Genomic DNA, 21215 nt, shown 5'->3' with positions numbered 1-21215 from the left:
GGGGATTTATTCTATCTCATCCAAATAGGGCAATATAGAACCTTGAGCTGTCAATTTATTGTCTATCTTTCCTTATTTCCATTTGACCTGATGATGCACCGATAACAGCGCATGATTGGTTCCCTTTGCCGTTCCTACATTTTGATACATATACCCCAATTGTATTCCTAAACCATCAGATATTTTATAACCTAAACCTAGGTAAGCACGGTTTCTGTCAAAAACGTGCATGTCATCATCATTCGATAGGTTTAAGAAGATTTCATCATACATAGCGGCATACCATCCTTTGGCACCCAATCCATGGGGTGTAAATGGAATATCCGCGAAAAGGCAATAGCGAAAACGGCCTGAAAAGTCCCTATCTTCTATAAAGCGTTCCTCCAGACGAACCCGATGTCGTATACTAGCACGCGACGCCTTATGCGAAAAAAGCAATTCCTGGTATATTCTATTTTCATGGAAAGGTCTATTAGGACTTCCTGCCTGCTCGTTATATATAAAACCATAACCCACCGTTGTCCATAGATACGGTTTAGCTTGATATTGAAGTCCAATACGAAGAAGAGTCTGATTGTGATCCCCCATCAACTGATGATCTCGCAGCTGAAGTTCATGATGGATTGCAAATTTACTTGTTTTGATTTTAGTCTGCCCGAAGTATATCAACCAGCCCTGTGGATCCTTTTGTGCAAAAGAGAGCGATGTGATAAAAATGCCGATTAACGTTCCGAAAAATATTCTCATTCCTTAAAAATAATAGATAGATTCAAAAATCCTATCCAATTTCTTGTAACAAAAATGTGTATTTTTTTAACCCGCTTGATGTCAAACTTTTTGAAGATAGCGGAAAAAAAGATATTTTGCGTATTTGCTGTAAATAGCGTTTTTTGATAATTTTGGGAATTAGGTAAATATTTTTCCATGACTAAGATTAAACATTACACGATATTCAAAGCAGCGGCTGCCTTAAACAAACCGATATCCGATGCCACACACAAATTGACAGAAATCTCATTTATCGTGCTACGGGTGGAGACCGTCTCGGGGATAATAGGAGAATCTTATCTTCTAAGCTTTCAATACAGTCCGAGAGCTATCGTTGGCGCTTTGAAAGATGTCGGTGAAATGTTAATCGGAGAAGATGTACACCATACCGTCGATTGTTTTGAACGGATAAATCAGCATAATGAATACTTCGGGATAGAAGGCATTAACAGGTGGGCACAATCTGCTTTCAATATAGCGATGTGGGATGCATGGAGCAAAATATTGCAACAACCCATTTGGAAAATCTTGGGAGGATCAGCACAGCTTGTTCCTATCTATGGAAGCGGGGGTTGGAGTTCTTACACCATTGAGGAACTTGTTGCAGAAGTCAGCGATTACAAAAAGCGAGGTTTTACAGCCGTAAAAATTAAAGTTGGCAAACCGGATTGGAAGGAGGATTTGGAGCGATTAAGATACGTTCGGGAAGCAGTAGGAAACAACATCGCGATTATGATGGATGCAAACCAAGGCATGAAAGTACCGGAGGCACTATCCTTAGCGAGGGCAGCTCGGCAATTGGATATTAACTGGTTCGAAGAACCAATTGACCATAATGATTTCCATGGATATCAATTGCTTCGCAACCAGGCCGGAATATCAATTGCGATGGGTGAACGGGAATATAGCACCCTGCCTCTTCGGGAACTTATCAGACTAAATGCCATCGATATATGGCAACCGGATATCTTACGCTTGGGTGGCGTAGAAGCATGGCGTGACAGTGCAGCGTTGGCAAAAAGCAATCATATTCCGGTACTCCCCCATTATTATAAGGATTACGACGTACCGCTATTATGTACTATCAGTAATGGCAGGGGAGCCGAATCATTTGACTGGATAGATCCGCTAATAGATCATCCGTTAAAAATTGACAACGGAATGGCACGCCCTCATAATCGACCTGGATGGGGTTTTTCCTTTAAAGATAAATATTTAGTTGAATTATAATAATCCGAACAAAGTCATGAATTATCTTGAAAAAATTTATTCATTAAACGGGTTACGAGTGATTGTTACAGGTGCTTCCAGTGGTTTGGGATTGCATCAAGCAATCGCATTAGCCAACTGTGGTGCAACTGTCTTTGCATTAAGTCGGACAGGAAAACCAAAAGTTGAAGTAGAAACAACTATTCCCGAGAACATCCATTTTGATAGCCTTGACGTTTCTTCTTTAGTAGATATCCGTCACAAATTCGACGAAATCGGTGCGTCTGGTGGAATCGATGTGTTGGTAAACAACGCTGGTATAACACAGCGACTAAGGGCGGAGGAAATCAGTGAAGAACAATGGCGAGCTATTCACGATGTAAATGTAGATGGCGTTTTCAGATGTTCTCAAGCGGCGTATCCGTTTTTAAAAAAATCTAACCATACGGGGAGGATCATCAATATTGCCTCTATGGCATCCTATCTTGGTTTTTCCGAAGTGGTCCCTTATTCCTCTTCCAAATCTGCGGTGTTAGGTATTACCAGAGGATTAGCAGTGGAATGGAGTAGTGACAATATTCTTGTCAATTCGATTTCACCGGGATGGTTTCCTTCCCTGATGAATCAACAGGTGATGGACGCAGATAGAAAATCAAAAATATTAAATAGAATGCCGCTACATCGCTTTGGCCGTCCAGAGGAGTTGTCTGCGATGACATGCTTTTTGGCGTCACCTGCTGCAACTTATATAACAGGACAAGACTTTAGCGTTGATGGTGGCGCATTAGCGCTTGGATTCTAAATAGTTAATTCATTATTTTTCTGTACTGATGACCAAGGGAATATCCTCAAGCGGCCATTGCCCATCAATAATCGGAAACGTCACCAGCTGGTTGGGATCCACTACCACATGCTTGATACGTTCCCGATGCCAAGTATATACGATATGCACGAGGCCATCCGATGTCTGGATGATTGAGGGATACGAATATTGTTTCTCCGGTTCATCGATATAATCCAACATCAAAGCGGCCTCCCACACCTTACCGTCCTTACTTACCGCCAAGTTTAACACCCCTCTTCCTTTATGTCCCATACCTTCTTGATCACGCGTCGAGTGGTTATAAATCAATAGGTGCCTACCATCTTTCAACGTAACCGCATCCAAACCCGAATTGTTATTAGGTAACGTCGTCCAGGTCATTTCCGACCACGTTAAGCCCCCATCCGTAGACCAAGTCTCGGTGATCCGTTCCGCGCCACTGGTATTCGTACGGCTAAGCATCTGAATACTACCGTTTTCATGGGTCAACAAAGCAGGCTGTATCGCGGCCATTTTCTTGCCGTCATTCAATGGACCAATAAACGACCAACTTTTACCGCCATCCGTACTTCGCTCCACATGCGCCTTCCATCCATCATTCTCGTCGCTGGATCCCGATAGAATAGTCCCATCCGACAACTGTATCGGTTTATTTTTAATCGGTCCTAGGAGTTTATCTTTCAGCCGCTGCGGCTTACTCCAGGTATGACCATTATCTTTAGATGTTATAAATTCACCCCACCACTCCCTTGGATTAGGTCCGACTTTATAATACAACATAAGATCTTCCCCTTTGGGCTGAAACAATACCGGATTCCACGTTGGGAACCGCTCTCCATCTGGCTGAATACCATGTGCAACAGATATCGGAGGAGTCCACGTACCATCCAACTTCTTACGTTGTAAACGAATCTCCACATCTGGATGTCGCTCATACGTTCCACCAAAATACGTACAAAGCAATTCCTTGTTAGCTAACTCCACAATCGTTGCCGAATGACAAGACGGAAAATCCGCTTCTATAAACAAAAACTCTTCTAAAAGAATACCTGCTTGATGCTTTACGGCCTTTTCTGGTTGTATCTGCGCATTTAAAATTCCGTTAAAAAGGAGAAGTGTGATAACCATCACGCGAAGATGCTGTATACTGGTGAACTTATTTGGGCTCATACGATATGATTTTTCTGATCACGATTTATAATAATCACAAACATAGCAACTAAAATACGTGATTTTCTGTAGAAAATTTGCGCATATCGACAACATCTTTGCATGCAAAATCGCGTTAGCTTCGGCTATACGGCAATATGTAGCGTATGCGGCTCTCGCTGCCAGTTACGATGCTTAGCCAGTGCGCCCGCAAAGTGTTCCGGCGATCCGTTTAACAAGATTGCCTCGTCGTGAACAAAGTCTTTTGCTGCCGAAAGCTTATAAAGCTCTTCTGCTTCTCCGTCAAAAGCAATGACCTTACAATGTTTTAACATTTCGTGTATAAATTTGAATACCTTTCCTTCGCTCTTAAGCGCTTGTATACTTTGGATTCCTCCGGGAATGTATAATGCATCAAAAAGTACACTTTCCGTTGTCATTAATGACGCATCTACCCGATGCTCCATGTTTTCCGTACAACGTATTGTGCCTCCATGAGGTGCTATAAGCTGAAAATTTGCATGTTTTAATTCTTCGAGATAGGCCTTCATTTTTTGCAATGCAGCCATATCAAACCCGTCTGCCACCAGAACGGCGATTTTTCTTCCTTCTATAATTGTCGTTGGCAGCGGTTCCTGGCTGAGTGCCTCCGATTTTTCCAGATAATGTTTAACGGCAGAAGGCTCATGCTTATGTGGATCTGCATCTGCTCCTATGTTTTGATTTATCGGCCTTTCGATATCCATCGGTATTTGCATTCCGAGCTTACTGGCAACAGCCGTGGCCAATCGATCGTCTATCTGTGACAAAAGCCACAACATACGTTCTTTAATGGCATCTCGATTACACTTACCCAGTTCAAAAACATAAGCATTAATTAAATGGGTCTGCTCCCATTCTGTTAGACTTCTAAAAAACAAGGCCGGTTGCGAGAAATGATCATTGAAACTTGCGCTTCGGTCTCGTATCTTTTTGCCATCTATCCGTTCCTCAAAGGAGGTAAATCCTCCCTCTGCCATCTTCGCTAAATGTGGACAGCCGCCGCCTATGGTATTCGGAAAATAAGCTGCTTTACCTTGGTTGATCGTCATACGCATCTGCGCATCACGATGGTTGTTATGTACTTCGTTGACAGTTCGGTTAATGGGGATTTCCCGAAAGTTAGGGCCTCCTAAACGGGATAACTGCGTGTCTGTATAAGAGAAAAGACGACCTTGCAGTAGTGGATCATTGGTAAAATCGATGCCTGGCACGATATGTCCCGGGTGAAAAGCGACCTGTTCGGTTTCTGCGAAAAAATTATCTGGGTTACGATCCAAGGTCATCTTCCCAATAATTTTTACCGGAACGAGCTCTTCTGGTACAAATTTCGTTGCATCCAAAAGATCAAATTCATATTTGTGCTCGTCTTCTGCCGGAATAATCTGCAACCCAAGTTCCCATTCCGGAAAATGTCCAGCTTCTATAGCCTCCCATAGATCACGACGATGGAAATCAGGATCTGCTCCATTTATCTTTACAGCTTCATCCCATGTAACAGAGTGCACACCCAGCTTCGGCTTCCAGTGAAATTTAACAAAATGCGATTCTCCCTGTTCATTCACCAGCCGAAACGTGTGGATACCAAAACCTTCCATCATCCGATAACTTCTTGGAATTCCTCTGTCGCTCATTGCCCACATATGGTTATGCAGCGATTCGGTTGCTAGCGAAATAAAATCATAAAACGTGTCGTGTGCGGACGCTGCTTGCGGAATCTCCCAATCAGGCTCCGGTTTCACCGAGTGTATAATATCTGGAAACTTCATGGCGTCCTGAATAAAGAATACCGGTGTATTATTTCCGACAAGGTCAAACACGCCTTCCTGTGTGTAAAACTTAACAGCAAAGCCCCGGATATCGCGTGCTAGATCCCCTGAACCTTTGCTTCCAGCCACGGTAGAAAACCGGACAAATACCGGCGTGCGATTTTCGGTATCTGTGAATATTCGAGCACGCGTATATTTACGCATATCTTCATATAATTCAAAATAACCGTGTGCTCCGGAACCGCGGGCATGTACAATCCGCTCCGGAATACGTTCGTGATCAAAATGCGTTATTTTCTCACGAAGTATAAAATCTTCTAGTAAAGACGCACCTCGCTCACCAGCTTTTAAGGAGTTTGCATCGTCATTAATTTTTACGCCTTGATCGGTGGTCATCGGTTTACCCTCACTTGCTACCGTGTTCTTCCCTAGGTCGCCGACTTTATTTTTATGTCCATTTGCCATGATAATTTTACTTTAATAGTTCTCTACTCCACTTGGTTGCTTATACAGAAGAACGTCCGGTACATGCAAAAGTTTTCGAAAATTTAAATAGTTGAATTGGCAACGATCGCGACATCTACACGCTCGCTTTTTAGAATGCTGGGCTCGCGAGATAGAGCTATCATATTTTTTGTATTTTTACAGGATGGAACAGCTACCAAACACAATGGAAAAACCAAAAATTAATACAGGCATACTAAGTTTTGGAATGTCAGGACGTGTTTTCCACGCCCCTTTTATCTATACTAACGATCATTTTAATTTCACGGCAGTCGTTGAAAGAACAACGAAAACGGCAAAGGACATCTATCCCGACGTTAAAAGTTACGACAGTGTTACTGATCTGTTGGCCGATGATAGTATAGAACTTGTTATTGTTAATACACCCAATTATACGCATTTCGAGTTCGCAAAAGAGTCGCTAGAAGCGGGAAAACATGTGCTGTTGGAAAAACCTGCTGTAGACAATCTCGATCAACTGGATAAATTATCTGCGATAAGCGAAAAGACAGGCAAGAAGATTTTTTTCTACCAAAATAGACGTTACGATAGCCACTTTATGCAAATGAAAGAGATTATCGAAAGTGGTCAACTCGGAAAACTCATCGAAGTACACATGCGTTTTGACCGCTACAATATGGCCTTGGGACCTAAAAAATTCAAAGAAAACAGCCAATATGTTTCAAGCGGCGTCGCGTATGATTTAGGTCCACACCTGCTGGATCAAGCTTTCTCCCTGTTTGGAAAGCCTAGTAAAATAATCAAAACAACGGCTATTAACAGACCAGAATCACAAGTACCTGATTACTTTAATTTTCATTTAATCTATCCCCATAACCTACAGGTATTTTTGACTGGAAATCTCTTGGTAGCCGATCCACAGTCAGCCTTCGTCGTTCATGGATCAAAAGGATCTTTTATTAAAAAAATGGCCGATGTCCAAGAACAGCAGTTAATTGATGGTATGCTCCCAACTGCACCAGGATATGGGATTGAACCAGAAGGAAGCGAAGGGAAGCTAACGGTTGTGGATGGTAATGGTGAAAAACAGACGTCATTACTTGCCGCACGAAAAGGAGATTATAATCGCTTATTTAACGCAGTACATGAGAGCTTACGCGATCACGCAGCGTATCCTATAACGATTGATCACATAAAATGGCAAATTGAATCTTTACAGGCACCAGATTTTAGCATTATAGAGCCATAGCTTACGAAAGTAGGCTATGGCTTGGAAATCCATTATTTCCCAATTCTTGTCAGAATGGTCTCCATCTCTGCCATGACAGCGTTAATCTTCGCAATAGTCAGATCAAATGGTTCTGAAGTATTCATATCTACGCCAGCATCAACAAGCAAATCCACAGGGTATTTGGTACTTCCAGAGGCTAAAAAATCGAGGTATTTTTTTCGGTCTTCATCTGTACCTTTTAGTACCTTTTCCGAGAGAGCAGTAGAGGCGGTGAACGATGTTGCGTATTGGTAAACGTAGAAATTATAATAAAAATGTGGAATGTAAGACCACTCGGATTTGACGTAGTCATCCACTATACAAATATTTTTATCATGACCGTAGTAACGCTTGGTTAGGTCGAGATACATGTTATCGAAATCTTCGCCGGTGAGCGCTTCGCCGGCGGCGACTTTATCATGGATCATCGACTCGAATTCAGCAAACTGCGTTTGCCGGAACAATGTTCCTTTAGCACCTTCGAGATAGTTTCCGAGAATAGCGAGCCGGATCTTATCGTCTTTAATTTGTTGTAACATATAATCGTTCAGCAACTCTTCATTTAATGTGGATGCCACTTCGGCAACAAAAATCGAATAGTTTGCGTTGGCGAAATGTTGCTTATTATTGGTTAGGTAGCTGTGCATCGTATGCCCCAATTCATGGGTCAATGTGGACATATCATTATATTGCCCATTGTAGTTCATGAGTATATACGGATGTACGTCGTACGCAGAACCATTGGAATACGCGCCGGATCTTTTTCCCTCGTTGGGATACATGTCAATCCATCTTTCCTGGAATGCTTTTTTTGACACCTCTACGTAATCAGTGCCTAAAGGTTGCAAAGATTGCAGAATATTTTCAACAGCCTCTTCCACCGTATAGGCTAAATCAACTTCTTCAACCAAAGGTGCATAAAGATCATAATAATGCAGTGTATCTACTCCCATCATGCGTTTCCGAAGGTTCAGATAGCGGTGAAAGGTTTCAAGGTTTCCATTTACATTTTTGACCAGATTCTGAAAAACCGTTGTGGGGATATTGTCGCTATCCAATGCCCTTTCTAATGTACTCCCGTAATTCCTAGCTTTTGTCGTAAACAACGCCGCATTGATATTTCCATATAGCTGAGCTCCAAAAGTGCGTTGAAATTCGTTCAATTTACCAAAATAAGAGGCAAATACCTTACGCCTAACTTCCCTATCTTCGCTCGCTCTGTACAATGCAAAATTTGCTGTATTGAGCTTTAAGCGCTCTCCGTTTAATTCAATTTCTGGGTAGGGAAACTCCGCATTAAAAAAAGTATTGAAGATATTTGCGGCATTTTCAGACATTAATGCGGAGTAGGCCATTACTTTCTCGACTTCTTCGGAACCTCTGTGAGCCCGCTTCCGAAGTAAATCCATTAGGTAGAATTTGTATGTTGCCAGTTCTTTCTCTTTCGTCAAAAAAGTGTTGAGTTGCTCTTCCCCCAATGTTAATAATTCTGGTTCGATGAACGAAGTTAATGCACCATATTCTGAAAAAAGCTGTTGCAGTTCTTGCTTCATACCCGCGTATTTTGTTACTCTGGTATCTTGATCAGATTTCATCGCCGCATAAGAGAATAATCTGGCCATGTCCTTGACCAACTTACTATTCAACTCCAATGCTTCCAAAAGAAAAGTTGCAGACTGCGTAAGCTTGCCCTTATACGAAATTACTTCCTGCATTTGTTGTTGTATCCGCTCCTTTTCTTCTTTCCAAACCGCGTCTGTAGCATAGAGATCAGCAAGGTTCCACTTATATTTTTCAGGCAATTCTTCCCGAACTTTCATCTGACTAACAGCAACCGTCGTAGAAAATAGCATCACGGCGGCGATTATTTGTGTTTTTTTTCGCATAATTAATAATATAGATAGTGGCACAATTTACAAAAAACACCAATTATATTTTAGTTAACTTTGTCCTTTCGTATTCATTTAATTATTCAGCCGTGTCTTTAGATAAATTAAAGCTTAGTAAACGTCTTCATACATCTATGAACGATTTGGGTTATTTTACAGCAAAAGAAATCCAATTGAAATCACTTTCCCGAATAGTCGGTGGGCATAGTATCGTTGGCATTGCGCCGGAAGGTGCCGGAAAAACCACCACCTATGTGCTTGGTGTATTGATGCGTTTAAAATACACACAAGATGAAGCGCCTAAAGTCTTAATTTTAGCCCCTAACGAAGATAGAATTGCTGAAATAATTGATCGTTTTCTGACTATTAGCCAGAATAAGGATCTCCATATCATGGGGCTCAAAACGAGTGGAAGTATGGAGAAGGAGATTGAAGATCTTGTGCGCGGAGTAGATATTGTGGTTGCTACACCAAACCGTGCTCGTGCCGTGTATCTGAAACTAGGGCTTAATTTAAATCGTATTCAGACATTCATCATTGATGATGCGGAAGAAATAGTGAAACAGGGAATGCAAACAACGGTAAGAGAGCTGGCACAAAGTTGTGGAAAAGTACAGTATTTAGCATTCAGCACCGTTGAACATGAAAAATTACATTTGATGATTGACGATTTTATGCCTTTTGCGACAATTATTGAAGTGGAAGAGCTCGCCGAAGAAACAGCTAACACACACGAGCTCCTGTTGTATCAAGTGCCTAATTTTACAACCAAAATCAATTTGCTAAATGCGTTGATGCGTGACGATGATGTGTTTGACAAAGTTGTGGTATTTGTAAACAGTCGACTTACAGCACACAATCTAATGGAAAGACTACATGTTCCGAAAGGAGAAGCTGCTGTATTACAACCATTTTTTCATGATGATTTAGGTTTTGATGATATCCATGATTTTAAGCAAACCTCAGCATGTCGAATACTCGTTATTGCAAATGAAGGCAATAGTAATTTAGATCTAAGTGGGATTCCATTTATATTTCATTTTGAAATACCAGAAAATAGCGATGTTTTTGTACAACATGTTTTAAAAACTTCAAATGATGAAACCTTAGCTATCACATTTGCTACAGACATTGAACTTCCTGAACTCAAAAAAATAGAACAATCTTTAGGAAAGAAAATCCCTATCGTGCCTCTTCCGGATGATCTTATTATTTATCGCCCATCCGATAACCCTAAAGAAAAGAATGAAGGGGAAGAATCGCAAGATGGAGCTTTTCATAAAAAGAAAGAAAGCAATAGCAAAACATACAACTATGGTAGTGGCGTAAAGGCTAAAATGACAATGAAGAATAAGAAAAGATAGTTTAAATTATTGCCACGGGCCAATTTACTTTATTTTCAACGAAACCTTCATCTTCCAGCTCGATAGCATATAACCCTGCTCCTCTTTCCTCCCCCATCGACGCGGTTGTTATAAAAAGAGTATTCATATCTCTTCCTCCAAAGGTACACGAAGTCGGGTTAGGTACATGAAGCTGCCCTTGTATTTCGTACGCAAAGTTTGGACCATTTTAGGAAAGAGCGAGATATTGGATGTACGACAGCATTTATTTCCGACATTTTATCAAATAGAAAGGATAGTTTTCGTTTACCGCTGTAACTTCGATCAATCCGTATTTACCGAACTCTTCCTGTACAGCTTGGTTATCATAAAAGAACATCTTCACGCCGCCGTACATTTCAAAACGGTCTTTGCCTATTTGTTTTCCCTGTCCGTAAGTTTGGGCCTGCTTTGTGATAGCTGTAAAAACCATATAGCCGTTTTCGGTTAATTGGTTATAGCAGTCGCTTATCAGCTTTGCTCTTTCGTCACTATCTAATAAGTGAATTAACGCATAGCAAAAAATACCGGTATATTGGTTATTATCAAAGGGCATATCTGTTACGGAACCGTGATGAATAACCATATCCGTACCGTAATGTTTTCGCGCTAATGCAATTGCCGTTTTTGAAATTTCAATTCCTGTTACGTCCATTTCACTTTCTATGAAAAGCTGTGCGTTTCGTCCGTAACCCATACCGGGAATAAGTATATTCGCTATGCCTTTTTCTACAAAAAAATCTTTTGTAAGTATAGCGGATTGGGCAGGCTTAAAGCCCCACATCTCCTGTTTATCCCGAAATGCTTCTTCCCAAAATTCTGTCATTGTGTTCGTAACTTTCATCAAAGATAGGAAAGATTTCATTTATTGCAACCATGATGCAATACAGGAAGTGTATAGAAAAAGTTAAAGGCCGCCTTCGAAATCATAAAAATTCAACCCTATATCTTCATTTTTTATTTTTATCACTTTCGTATGAATGGCGTTAATGAAAAATTCACCTGCGCCACGTATTTTTGCGTCAGAAAGATGTCCTGCTAAGGCTGAATAATCGCTTTTGCCCAATGTCACGTGCAAATGTAGCATGAGCTTCCCGTCAACCTCAGCAATATTACCCGAAAGGTTACTGATCTCCATTTGTTCTGTAAAGGTTTTATCCACATACTCTTTTGTATCCGGGTCAAAAAAACGTAAAGTAGCTTCATTGGTAGCCCCGATTCCCGTAATTTCCCCGGCAACAATTTTCTGCGATGCCACAAAATCGGTTAATGTGTCCACAATACTACTCTTATCGTCGATACTTAGGATATAAGTTTGGTTTATTTTTCTGGCCGCCCAGTTTTTTCCTTTTAAATTTTGTGTGTCCATCATTCTCTTTCCTTTGTTTACTGTTTTATTCAAAAACAATAAAAGTTATGTTTTAGTTTTATGAATAGGTTTTCTTAACCTAGATCAATGTAGCCAAAAAAGTGGTACATTATCTTTGTACTATCCATAAACGGTAAAGGTTATAAAAGTAAATGCTATTGGAGCAACCTGTAAAACATGCTTTCCGTAGCGTTAATCATCAATAAAACAGATATGTCATGGAAAATAGAATATTAGGTTTGCATCATATCACGGCAATTGCCAATGAAGCAAAAAGGAATTTGGATTTCTATACCAAGGTTTTAGGTGTTCGTCTCGTAAAAAAGACCGTTAACTTTGACGATCCGGGCACTTACCACTTTTATTTCGGAAATAAAAGCGGTGAAGCCGGTACCATATTAACGTTCTTTCCTTGGGAAGGAATCGGAAGAGGTAGAAACGGAGCAGGAATGGCGACACATATCGGATATTCCGTACCTCAAGGCGCCTTGGATTTTTGGAAAGAAAGATTGAAGCACTACCATATCCCTTATGCAGAAGGCGAAATCTTCGGTGAAAAACTGATTTCCTTCGAAGATCCAGATGGCTTGCAGCTACAGTTTATCGAACCAGCAGCAACGGACAGCCGGATAGTATGGACAACTGATGAGATCACGGAAGATTTCGCTTTGAAAGGATTTCATAATACGACGCTCACCTTACAAAATAAGGACGCGACCGCGAAGGTACTCACAGACATATTGGGCTATGAACTTCAAAAACAAGAAGACAATCGTTATCGCTTTATCACCGACGCGATAGACACGGCCAATTTTATTGACCTTATCGAAACTCCATCGGCCACGCGTGGTCACCAAGCGGCCGGAACAAACCATCACATTGCTTTTCGTGTTAAAGATGATAATGTACTAATGGCGTTTAGAGAAAAGGTGGTATCTGCAGGTCTTCATATCACGCCTAAAATTGACAGGGATTATTTCTACTCTTTATATTTTAGGGAACCAGGAGGCGTACTTTTCGAGATTGCAACAGACAATCCGGGTTTTACCGTCGACGAACCTTTAGTAGAATTGGGGACGGCGCTTAAACTCCCCAAACAGTTTGAAGGGATGCGTTCAGAAATTGAACAGGTGTTACCGGCACTATCATAAAAGGTATAAAACAACGTAAATATTTGAATAATGACACATCATTTCGCACTAAACACTGCTGGTAAAGCTTTAAACAACGCAGAAAAGGCCTTAATTATGGTTCATGGGCGGGGCGGCAATGCAGAAGATATTTTGGGGCTTGCGACACACTTGAATGTGGGCAGCTATGCCATCTTAGCGCCCCAAGCTACAAATCACACGTGGTATCCGCACTCCTTTATCGCGCCTATCGAACAAAATGAACCGTGGCTAACATCGGCGATAGACATTGTTGACCAGAGCGTGAAAACAGCTACCGATGCTGGCATAACGCCGAAAAACATCTACTTCTTTGGGTTCTCACAAGGTGCCTGTTTAACCTTAGAGTATATCGCTAGAAACGCCCAGCAGTATGGCGGTGCGGTTGCGATCATCGGCGGCATCATCGGCGAGAAAATCAATAGACGGAACTACCAAGGCGACTTTCAGCAAACACCCATTTTTATAGGAACGAGCAACCCAGATTTTCATGTACCTATAGAGCGGGTATATGCTACCGAAAAAATACTGAATGAAATGAATGCAGATGTCACGCTAAAAGTTTACGAGAATTTTGGACACGCGATTAATCAAGAAGAGATCGAATGGGCTAATAAAATCTTCTAACCCAAACGCTCCCCATAAAAAAAACCATCCGCCAAATTTTATAACACTTTAGAAGCCTCTACTAAGCGCTTTAATTTGGCATGGGTGACGTCAATGGGCACATGTCCAAACCCGCATTCGCTCGTTAAAATCAAACGATCCGCAGGAAAATAATCCAACGCAGGCTTTAAACGCTCTCGTATTTCCTCAATAGATTCTAGCGCGTCACTGCGTTGATCTATCACACCTATGGCTAAATCTCCTTTAAAATCCCATTCATCAAACAATTCCAACATATTATAGCTCAACGTACAATGTTCTAGCAAAAGCTCATCTACCGGAACGGCTTTAAAAGCCTCTACCAGATCTGTATACTTCGTAAAATAAACTCGCTTTCTTCTCGGATTACCCCCACATACATGTAGACCCACCCGTACTTTTTTAGGCAGTGATTCGATCAGCTCGGCCAAGATCTCGGCTGCCCAAAGACTTTCTTCGGGAGATTCTGTCCACATGGGTTCATCAAACTGTACATGCTCACATCCCAAAGCGATAGCTTCCACAATTTCATCTCTCAAAACATTTGCCCACGCACGGCATAATGCCTGTGCATCAGGATAAAGATCTTTACGTTCATTCACACTGAAACGATACAACACATGCGGCCCGGTTACGGTCAATTTAACCTCTACGCCGTTGGGAGCAGCATCACGGGCGATTTTCCAGTTGCGGGCAATATCAAAGCGTGGATTCTTAAGCTCTCCAATCACTCTGGGACACTCAATTCCAAAACCAGCCGTACCAAAAGAAACCTTAGGCATATCCTCGAAAGTAATACCATCAATACGTTTTTGATAGAAATAATACATATTCTCCCGATATCCTTCACCGTCGGTGATCGTATCCAAGCCCAAACTAGCCTGATCTTTTGCCGCCCACTTAATGTAATCATCCACTTCATCCCGATTCATCACCGGCCGTTTCATCGTATCCGCTAATTTTTCTGGACGGGGATAACTACCTACAACTGTATTACGAAATCCTGACATATATCTTACTTTTAATATCGCACTTAATTGGCAATAAATATAGAACTTTTTTAATAACTGATCTGCAGCTGTCTGCAACGCGCTTCCTCAATTTGTGTTCGCACACCATCCTCCAGTGATCGGGGAATAAACTCAATTTCTTGTTCCAACCGGGAGCTGTCACAACGATCTATTAACGCCGTACGCGACACATTTTCGTCAAATTCGTACTGTGCATCCGGAACAATACGTTGAACCGTCAGCATCAGTTCCTCCGCCGTTACGGAATGCCCGCCATTATTGTAGGCGAAATGGTTGAGTTTTGATTTTAAAGAAAGTCGGACAAACTGCTCCGCCACATCATCAACATAAATCCAGCAGTCGCGGGCGTCTTTCGAGAACGGTAATTTAACCGGCTGACCAAGTGCCGGATTTGTGGCAAACTCACAGGCCCAGAGAACCGATCCACGCATCCGTCCATCCCCATATACCACCGGTGGGCGCATAGCGGCAATGCTGACCCCCTTGGTTTTGATATACTTTTGCGCTGTGAACTCATTGAGCATCTTCATTACGCCGTAGGTATAAAAATGATCATCAAGGGAACAGAAGTCTTCCTCCCTCACGGCATAATCTTCGTCACCATATGCGCTGTGCTTCGCCCCATAAATGGTTTCACTACTAGCAAACACAAGGCGTGTCAGTTTATGATCGACCGTCATATCAAACATATTAATCATACCTTGGATATTGACGGCAGCTCCGCGATACTGATCGGCTTCTACTTCCGCACTCATTAGGTAAGCCAAATGAATAACATGTGTAATATCGGGGAATTTAAGAAACACCTCATTAACCTGTTCTCTGTTTGAAACATCGAGGTGTATAAATGAAGTTTGATCTATTTGCTCCTGAAGTTCGGCAAGTTTAAGCGGATCCTCCCGATATTTTAAAAGCGCGATCTGCTTTGTCCACGCGATATTCAAATTCAAATCGGCAACGACTACCGGTATTTTACGCTCCCATAGGTTAACCACCACACGTGCTCCAATAAATCCGGTACCTCCGGTAACTAAAAATTTCATAAAATAATCACTGTATTTATGCTGAACAGTTCCGTAAAATTAGATATTTTTTTTCATCAGTTTTACGCTACGCAAAGTTAATTCGTACGCATTAATAACCATAAATTTTTAAATAATCAGAGGATATCACTTTTTCAACAAGATATTTTAGCATAATTAACTTTTTGTTATCTAAATTTGTCCCCACAAAAGAGTTTTATGCTATGGAAGAACTTGATAAGACGGATTTATTACTATTGAAAATATTGGGAAATGATTCTAATCATACGATTAAGGAATTGGCTAAACAGGTAAATTTGTCGCCAACACCGGTATTACAACGGGTAAGAAGATTGGAGAATGAAGGATATATTAAAAAGTACATTGCTTTACTCAATCCCGAAAAATTCAGCCAAGGTTTTATTGTTTTTTGTAATATCAAATTGAAACAGCATGATCGCAAGATTGGCCATCGTTTTGTAGCGGACATTATGAAGATCGATGAGGTGGTAGAATGCTACAATATTTCCGGCGACTACGATTTTATCTTGAAAGTCTTTGCTAAAGATATGAAACATTATCAAGAGTTTGTTTTTAACAAGTTAGGTACCGTCGAAAGTATTGGAAGCACACATAGCACTTTTGTGATGGCAGAAATCAAGAATTCACACAATATTAGTTTTTGAGCCACTATACTCCAGATACGACGATCCGAGATCGATTGTTACAACGTACGTCGTTTTCGTAAGGAAACATAGTTTTTATAGCAGGTCAGAAACGCTCGTCCACAAGCTCTTTATTGACGATAGCACCCGTAACATTTCCGGAAGCGACAGCATTTGCCACCGAGCGCATCATAACGGCGTTGTCGCCGCAAGCAAAAATACCTTCAACCGTGGTTTTCTGCATCGTATCGACTTGAATATAACCGTGTTCGGTGAACGCGCAGCCCAAAGCTGCAGGAATATCTGAATGTTGCTCAAAAGGCAAAGCAGCGTATACCGCTGTAAAAGCCTCGCGGCTGCCATCAGCAAAAACAACCTCTTTAACATAACCATCTTCATGGGTGATCTCCACAACCTCTTTCTCGGTAATACCTATACCGTTTGCCTTCAACTTTTCGGCAGCTGGAAAATCAAACTCAACCCTGCCGTTTGTAAGAAGTGTAAGGTCGTCCGTCAGGTTGTTAATCAAAGATGCTAAGTGGTAGGCTTTTGCGCCGTTGGCGAGAATAGCTGTTTTTTCGTTACGATATTCGTAACCATGACAGTATGGACAGTGAATGACGGATATGCCCCAACACGCTGAAAAACCGGGAATAGCAGGCATAATATCTTTTATACCGGTGGCAAATATGAGCTTTTGTCCGTTGAATGTCTCCCCAGTGCGGGTAGTCACGGTAAAACCTTGGCCTGTTTTCTCCGCACGGACTGCAAGACCATTGTGAAACTTTATGGTACCATATTTCATAAGTCCACCCCTAGCTTCTGCGATAATCTGGCCAGGTGTCTGTCCGTCGTGTGTCAAGAAGTTTTGTGAATGTGGCGTCTGCCGGTTGCAAGGCAATCCGCTGTCAATAACCAATACCGAGCGTAAAGAACGACCCAAAGACATCGCCGCAGAGAGACCGGCGTAACTACCACCGATAATGATGACTTCAAAGTTTGTTTGTTTTCCCATAGTGTATATCCATTAATCTGCCACTAAGTCAATTTACCAGATGAACAATTTAAAGTTAATACACTTTTTGGGGCTCTGAAAATGGAGAATCACTTTTATGCTTTTTATGACAGCCAGAAGAGAAACTGTTATGAAGAAGGAACTATCCTTCAAAAAGATTGTTATAAAACTATTGATATAGCAAAATATAACAATCATATGAAACAGAAGAACATACGGCAAGTAAGACAGATAATAGCACTTTTGCCCATTATTATGTTGATCATCTCCTGCAGCGGATCCGGCAACGGCTCCTCAGACAACAAAGACACATTAACTAAAAATAGTGATACAAGTTCTATTACGGCAGAATATGGTGCTGAAATCGACTTAAAAGCACCCTTTGATACGCCCTCGCAGAACAAGTTTGCAAAAGTAATTGGCTGGAAAGATAACCGTATGCCAATTGCACCGTCAGGATATAAGGTTGTTGCTTTTGCCGGTGACCTTAATAGTCCACGAAACATCTACGTGGCGGAGAATGGGGATATTTTTGTTGCGCAGTCACGCACAGAGAAAGAAAAAGAAGATCCCGAGAAGGAAAACTCACGCAATCTTTTCCGCGATAAAAGTCCCAATGAAATACTGCGCTTTCGAGACGACGATAACGACGGCATAGCCGAAAAAAAAGATATTGTTTTAAGTGGTCTGTCGCAGCCTTATGGCATGCTGATCATTGGCAATTATTTTTATGTAGCAAACACCGATGCGTTAACACGCTTTCCCTATGATCCTTCTCGTGGGCAGATTACAAACAAGCCCGAAAAGATTCTTTCCCTACCGGCCGGAGGCTACAATAATCACTGGACCCGTAACTTAAGTACAAATGACGATCAATCAAAAATATATATATCCGTCGGTTCGGGTAGCAATGTTGGAGAGAATGGGATGGACAAGGAGGTCGGCAGAGCGTTGATTTTAGAAATCAATCCTGATGGTTCGGATAAGAAAATATATGCAGCAGGTCTCCGAAACCCTGTAGGTATGGACTGGGAACCGACTACGCGTCAATTGTGGACTGCTGTCAATGAACGGGATGAACTTGGTGATGAGATTGTTCCCGATTATATTACCGCCGTAAAATCGGGCGGTTGGTATGGATGGCCCTATACCTACTGGGGGAAGCATGTCGACCCGCGATGGCGTACAGAACATCCTGAAAGCCTAGGTGTGGCTCCAGATTCATTAACCGCAAAATCGCTTACACCTAACTATGCACTTGGTTCGCATACGGCTTCGCTAGGTTTAGCATTTAGTAGAACGTCTGCTTTCCAAGCAGGAGCATATATAGGCCAACATGGGTCTTGGAACCGGTCGCATCTCGTCGGGTATAAAGTAGTTTTCGTACCGTTCGAGCATGGAAAACCTATAGGTGAGCCGCAGGATTTCCTAACTGGCTTTGTTGCTGACGAAAAAAAGTCGGAGGTCTATGGACGCCCTGTCGCTGTTGTATTTACTTCGCATTATATGCTTGTTACGGATGACGCCGCCAATGTTATTTGGGCCGTAATACCGGAAAACAAATAAGAATGTAATGTATTTTCGTTAATTTTGTAAAAAAATCAGTACATGGGACTGAGGCGTAAATAATCATGGGTGCAACTTGATGATTATCTTCGATGAGTTCGCAAGCTTGGTTATTTGCTCGGGCTCTTATCAGCGACAAGAAAAAATAAATAGATGAAATATTTATTATCGGCACTTTGCTTCATCGGCTTTATGTCTTGTAACAATGGGCAAAGCGAGCAAGCATTGGAACACCTGGATAAAAAATCAGCCCGGGAAGTCACTTTAAAAACGGTGACTAAAGGAGATTCTGTATTACATATTACCACACAGCATATCTGGTACAATGGCGAGCAAATTACCTCGAAGAGCGATACCATGGTGACCGCTATAGCACCAGGCACTTGGAATACCACGGATTCATCTGCCACATTGAGTAAGGTACCTATCTATGTAACTGTACAATAATGAGAAAAACAGCATCAAAAAGTATAAAATTAGTTTTAATCACTTCGGTATTAGCTTCTTGTGCACAGCCCAAAGACTCGCAAACTGCGGAGGGCAAACAGCGGATATTTATGCGGGCAGACACGACAGCCGCTTATACAGAAGTCACCGATAGCTATTCACAAGAACGTTCGGGAAATGGCATGGGTTCTGCCCTACTCTGGTTTATGGCTTTTAGACACTTAGGAGGAGGTTTCGGCTACGCTAATAACAGTTTGCATCCGCAATCGGTGGCTGGCACCAATGCTGCGAAGGCAGCTGCTTATCAGTCTCAGCGCGGCGGTTTTGGTCGTAGTGCAACTTCTAATACGCGTTCTTCCTACGGTTCCTGATGCAAATCAAAAAACTGCGGATCGATCCGCAATGGCAGTCCCGTTTGGAATCTATCGGATATGGTTACCATACACTCGATGAGATACCATACTGGATCGACGATTATTATTATGAAATCCGTAATCGAGATGCTGATCTGATCTATAAAGCGACCAACGAGCTATGGCAGATGTGTCTAGATGCCGTTGAATACATTATCAGGAACAAGCAGTATCAGCATTTTCATATACCGCCTTTTATGATTCCCCATATGGAGCGGACCTGGGAGAATGACGATCCGGCGATATATGGGCGCTTTGATTTTGCCTATAATGCCGAACGGGGCACATTAAAGATGCTGGAATTCAATGCCGATACACCGACTTCACTCTTTGAGACGGGTATCGTACAATGGTATTGGAAGAACCACTATTTTCCCGAACTTACGGACCAATTCAATAGTATCCACGAGCAATTGATTCGGAGCTGGACAGAACTAAAACCCTACCTTAAAGGAAATGTTCTACATTTTTCTTGTGCCAAAGAAACCTTGGAAGACTTGACAAATGTCGAATATCTCCGCGACACCGCTCTTCAGGCAGGTATTGACACTAAACTTATCTATATCGATGATATCGGGTGGAGTGGCAATAGTTTTGTCGATCTGGAAGGCGAACCCATTCTCTCTATTTTTAAATTATACCCTTGGGAATGGATGGCACAGGAAGAGTTTGGTGTGCATATTGTAAACGACCCCAACGAGGCACAATGGATAGAGCCATCTTGGAAGATGCTATTATCCAACAAAGCGATACTTCCTATACTCTGGGAATTATTTCCTAATCATCCTTATCTTCTAGCTGCTTATTTTAAGGAACCAGCACACTTGAAGCATTTTGTCAAAAAACCTATCCTGTCTCGTGAGGGTGCCAATATAGAGATGTATTACGACAAGCAGATGATCTATCACACCGATGGCGAATATGGAGAAGAGGGATACATCTACCAGGAGCTGGCTAACTTACACCGTGAAGATACTGGTTTTTCGATTATCGGCAGCTGGATTATAGGACAGGAGGCTTGTGGCATCTCCTTTAGAGAATCTGATATGCCAATTACCACGGACAAAAGCCGCTTTATACCGCATATAATTAGACATTAGACAACCCATA

General features: G+C 41.8%; 21 protein-coding genes. 11 read left to right on the top strand and 10 right to left on the bottom strand.

The genetic code is table 11. The annotated features are described in order from the left end of the window. Positions 1-72: 72 nt before the first annotated feature. Positions 73-747: a DUF2490 domain-containing protein gene (locus H8B06_RS01695; protein ID WP_190992537.1), complete on the bottom strand. Its 675-nt coding sequence runs from the start codon at positions 745-747 to the stop codon at positions 73-75. 177 nt (positions 748-924) lie between these two features. Between H8B06_RS01695 and H8B06_RS01690 the strand changes: the two genes are divergently transcribed. Further along, on the top strand, positions 925-1998 hold the full coding sequence (locus H8B06_RS01690) for a mandelate racemase/muconate lactonizing enzyme family protein (RefSeq protein WP_190992536.1): 1074 nt from the start codon (positions 925-927) through the stop codon (positions 1996-1998). A 58-nt stretch (positions 1999-2056) separates the two neighbouring features. Further along, on the top strand, positions 2057-2779 hold the full coding sequence (locus H8B06_RS01685; protein WP_317170821.1) for an SDR family NAD(P)-dependent oxidoreductase: 723 nt from the start codon (positions 2057-2059) through the stop codon (positions 2777-2779). Positions 2780-2791: 12 nt separating this feature from the next. On the opposite strand, the gene H8B06_RS01680 is transcribed toward H8B06_RS01685, so the two are convergent. Both H8B06_RS01680 and H8B06_RS01675 read right to left on the bottom strand, forming a co-directional pair. After that, positions 2792-3970, bottom strand: a complete 1179-nt coding sequence (locus H8B06_RS01680; RefSeq protein WP_190992534.1) for a sialidase family protein — start codon at positions 3968-3970, stop codon at positions 2792-2794. A 125-nt stretch (positions 3971-4095) separates the two neighbouring features. Continuing rightward, entirely contained in the window at positions 4096-6222 is a 2127-nt protein-coding gene (locus H8B06_RS01675; RefSeq protein WP_190992533.1) for a catalase, read from the bottom strand. Between the two features lie 205 nt (positions 6223-6427). Between H8B06_RS01675 and H8B06_RS01670 the strand changes: the two genes are divergently transcribed. Beyond that, complete coding sequence (locus H8B06_RS01670; protein ID WP_190992532.1) at positions 6428-7471, top strand: Gfo/Idh/MocA family oxidoreductase; 1044 nt, start codon at positions 6428-6430, stop codon at positions 7469-7471. 32 nt (positions 7472-7503) lie between these two features. On the opposite strand, the gene pepF is transcribed toward H8B06_RS01670, so the two are convergent. Continuing rightward, complete coding sequence (pepF, locus tag H8B06_RS01665) at positions 7504-9378, bottom strand: oligoendopeptidase F (protein ID WP_190992531.1); 1875 nt, start codon at positions 9376-9378, stop codon at positions 7504-7506. Between the two features lie 137 nt (positions 9379-9515). On the opposite strand from pepF, the gene H8B06_RS01660 reads away from it, so the two are divergent. Further along, complete coding sequence (locus H8B06_RS01660; protein ID WP_223857410.1) at positions 9516-10745, top strand: DEAD/DEAH box helicase; 1230 nt, start codon at positions 9516-9518, stop codon at positions 10743-10745. A gap of 1 nt (position 10746) precedes the next feature. Here H8B06_RS01660 and H8B06_RS20775 read toward each other — a convergent pair whose 3' ends face one another. The 3 genes from H8B06_RS20775 to H8B06_RS01645 all read right to left on the bottom strand — a co-directional run bounded on the left by H8B06_RS20775 (position 10747) and on the right by H8B06_RS01645 (position 12135). Continuing rightward, complete coding sequence (locus H8B06_RS20775; protein ID WP_190992717.1) at positions 10747-10929, bottom strand: SMP-30/gluconolactonase/LRE family protein; 183 nt, start codon at positions 10927-10929, stop codon at positions 10747-10749. Between the two features lie 60 nt (positions 10930-10989). Further along, a complete protein-coding gene (locus H8B06_RS01650; RefSeq protein ID WP_190992529.1) occupies positions 10990-11589 on the bottom strand; it encodes a class I SAM-dependent methyltransferase in 600 nt (199 codons plus the stop codon). A gap of 81 nt (positions 11590-11670) precedes the next feature. Continuing rightward, positions 11671-12135 carry a PPC domain-containing DNA-binding protein gene (locus tag H8B06_RS01645; protein WP_223857409.1) on the bottom strand — a complete coding sequence of 155 codons (465 nt, stop codon included), beginning with the start codon at positions 12133-12135 and terminating at the stop codon, positions 11671-11673. Positions 12136-12350: 215 nt separating this feature from the next. Here H8B06_RS01645 and H8B06_RS01640 point away from each other — a divergent pair, with 215 nt between their 5' ends. Next, a complete protein-coding gene (locus tag H8B06_RS01640; protein ID WP_190992528.1) occupies positions 12351-13283 on the top strand; it encodes a ring-cleaving dioxygenase in 933 nt (310 codons plus the stop codon). Between the two features lie 30 nt (positions 13284-13313). Continuing rightward, on the top strand, positions 13314-13928 hold the full coding sequence (locus tag H8B06_RS01635; RefSeq protein ID WP_190992527.1) for an alpha/beta hydrolase: 615 nt from the start codon (positions 13314-13316) through the stop codon (positions 13926-13928). 38 nt (positions 13929-13966) lie between these two features. Here H8B06_RS01635 and H8B06_RS01630 read toward each other — a convergent pair whose 3' ends face one another. Both H8B06_RS01630 and H8B06_RS01625 read right to left on the bottom strand, forming a co-directional pair. Then, positions 13967-14956 (bottom strand): cobalamin-independent methionine synthase II family protein, encoded by a 990-nt coding sequence (locus tag H8B06_RS01630; protein ID WP_190992526.1) that lies wholly within the window; start codon positions 14954-14956, stop codon positions 13967-13969. Between the two features lie 50 nt (positions 14957-15006). Continuing rightward, on the bottom strand, positions 15007-16020 hold the full coding sequence (locus H8B06_RS01625; protein ID WP_190992525.1) for an NAD-dependent epimerase/dehydratase family protein: 1014 nt from the start codon (positions 16018-16020) through the stop codon (positions 15007-15009). A gap of 203 nt (positions 16021-16223) precedes the next feature. Here H8B06_RS01625 and H8B06_RS01620 point away from each other — a divergent pair, with 203 nt between their 5' ends. Further along, positions 16224-16685, top strand: a complete 462-nt coding sequence (locus tag H8B06_RS01620) for an Lrp/AsnC family transcriptional regulator (RefSeq protein ID WP_130140840.1) — start codon at positions 16224-16226, stop codon at positions 16683-16685. 85 nt (positions 16686-16770) lie between these two features. Here H8B06_RS01620 and H8B06_RS01615 read toward each other — a convergent pair whose 3' ends face one another. Next, complete coding sequence (locus H8B06_RS01615) at positions 16771-17679, bottom strand: NAD(P)/FAD-dependent oxidoreductase (protein WP_190992524.1); 909 nt, start codon at positions 17677-17679, stop codon at positions 16771-16773. A gap of 198 nt (positions 17680-17877) precedes the next feature. Between H8B06_RS01615 and H8B06_RS01610 the strand changes: the two genes are divergently transcribed. The 4 genes from H8B06_RS01610 (at position 17878) to H8B06_RS01595 (ending at position 21205) form a co-directional block, all read left to right on the top strand. Continuing rightward, on the top strand, positions 17878-19245 hold the full coding sequence (locus H8B06_RS01610; RefSeq protein WP_223857408.1) for a PQQ-dependent sugar dehydrogenase: 1368 nt from the start codon (positions 17878-17880) through the stop codon (positions 19243-19245). Positions 19246-19398: 153 nt separating this feature from the next. After that, positions 19399-19692: a hypothetical protein gene (locus tag H8B06_RS01605; protein WP_190992523.1), complete on the top strand. Its 294-nt coding sequence runs from the start codon at positions 19399-19401 to the stop codon at positions 19690-19692. Further along, complete coding sequence (locus H8B06_RS01600; RefSeq protein WP_190992522.1) at positions 19692-20063, top strand: hypothetical protein; 372 nt, start codon at positions 19692-19694, stop codon at positions 20061-20063. Before H8B06_RS01605 ends, H8B06_RS01600 begins: the two co-directional genes overlap by 1 nt. Further along, positions 20063-21205, top strand: coding sequence for a glutathionylspermidine synthase family protein (locus H8B06_RS01595; RefSeq protein WP_190992521.1), 1143 nt, complete (start codon positions 20063-20065; stop codon positions 21203-21205). Before H8B06_RS01600 ends, H8B06_RS01595 begins: the two co-directional genes overlap by 1 nt. The last annotated feature ends 10 nt before the right edge of the window (positions 21206-21215 follow it).

The organism is Sphingobacterium micropteri (assembly GCF_014692515.1).
Lineage (GTDB): Bacteria > Bacteroidota > Bacteroidia > Sphingobacteriales > Sphingobacteriaceae > Sphingobacterium > Sphingobacterium micropteri.
The sequence above is the reverse complement of the archived record's forward strand: the minus strand, read 5'-3'. Positions and strand labels throughout refer to the sequence as shown.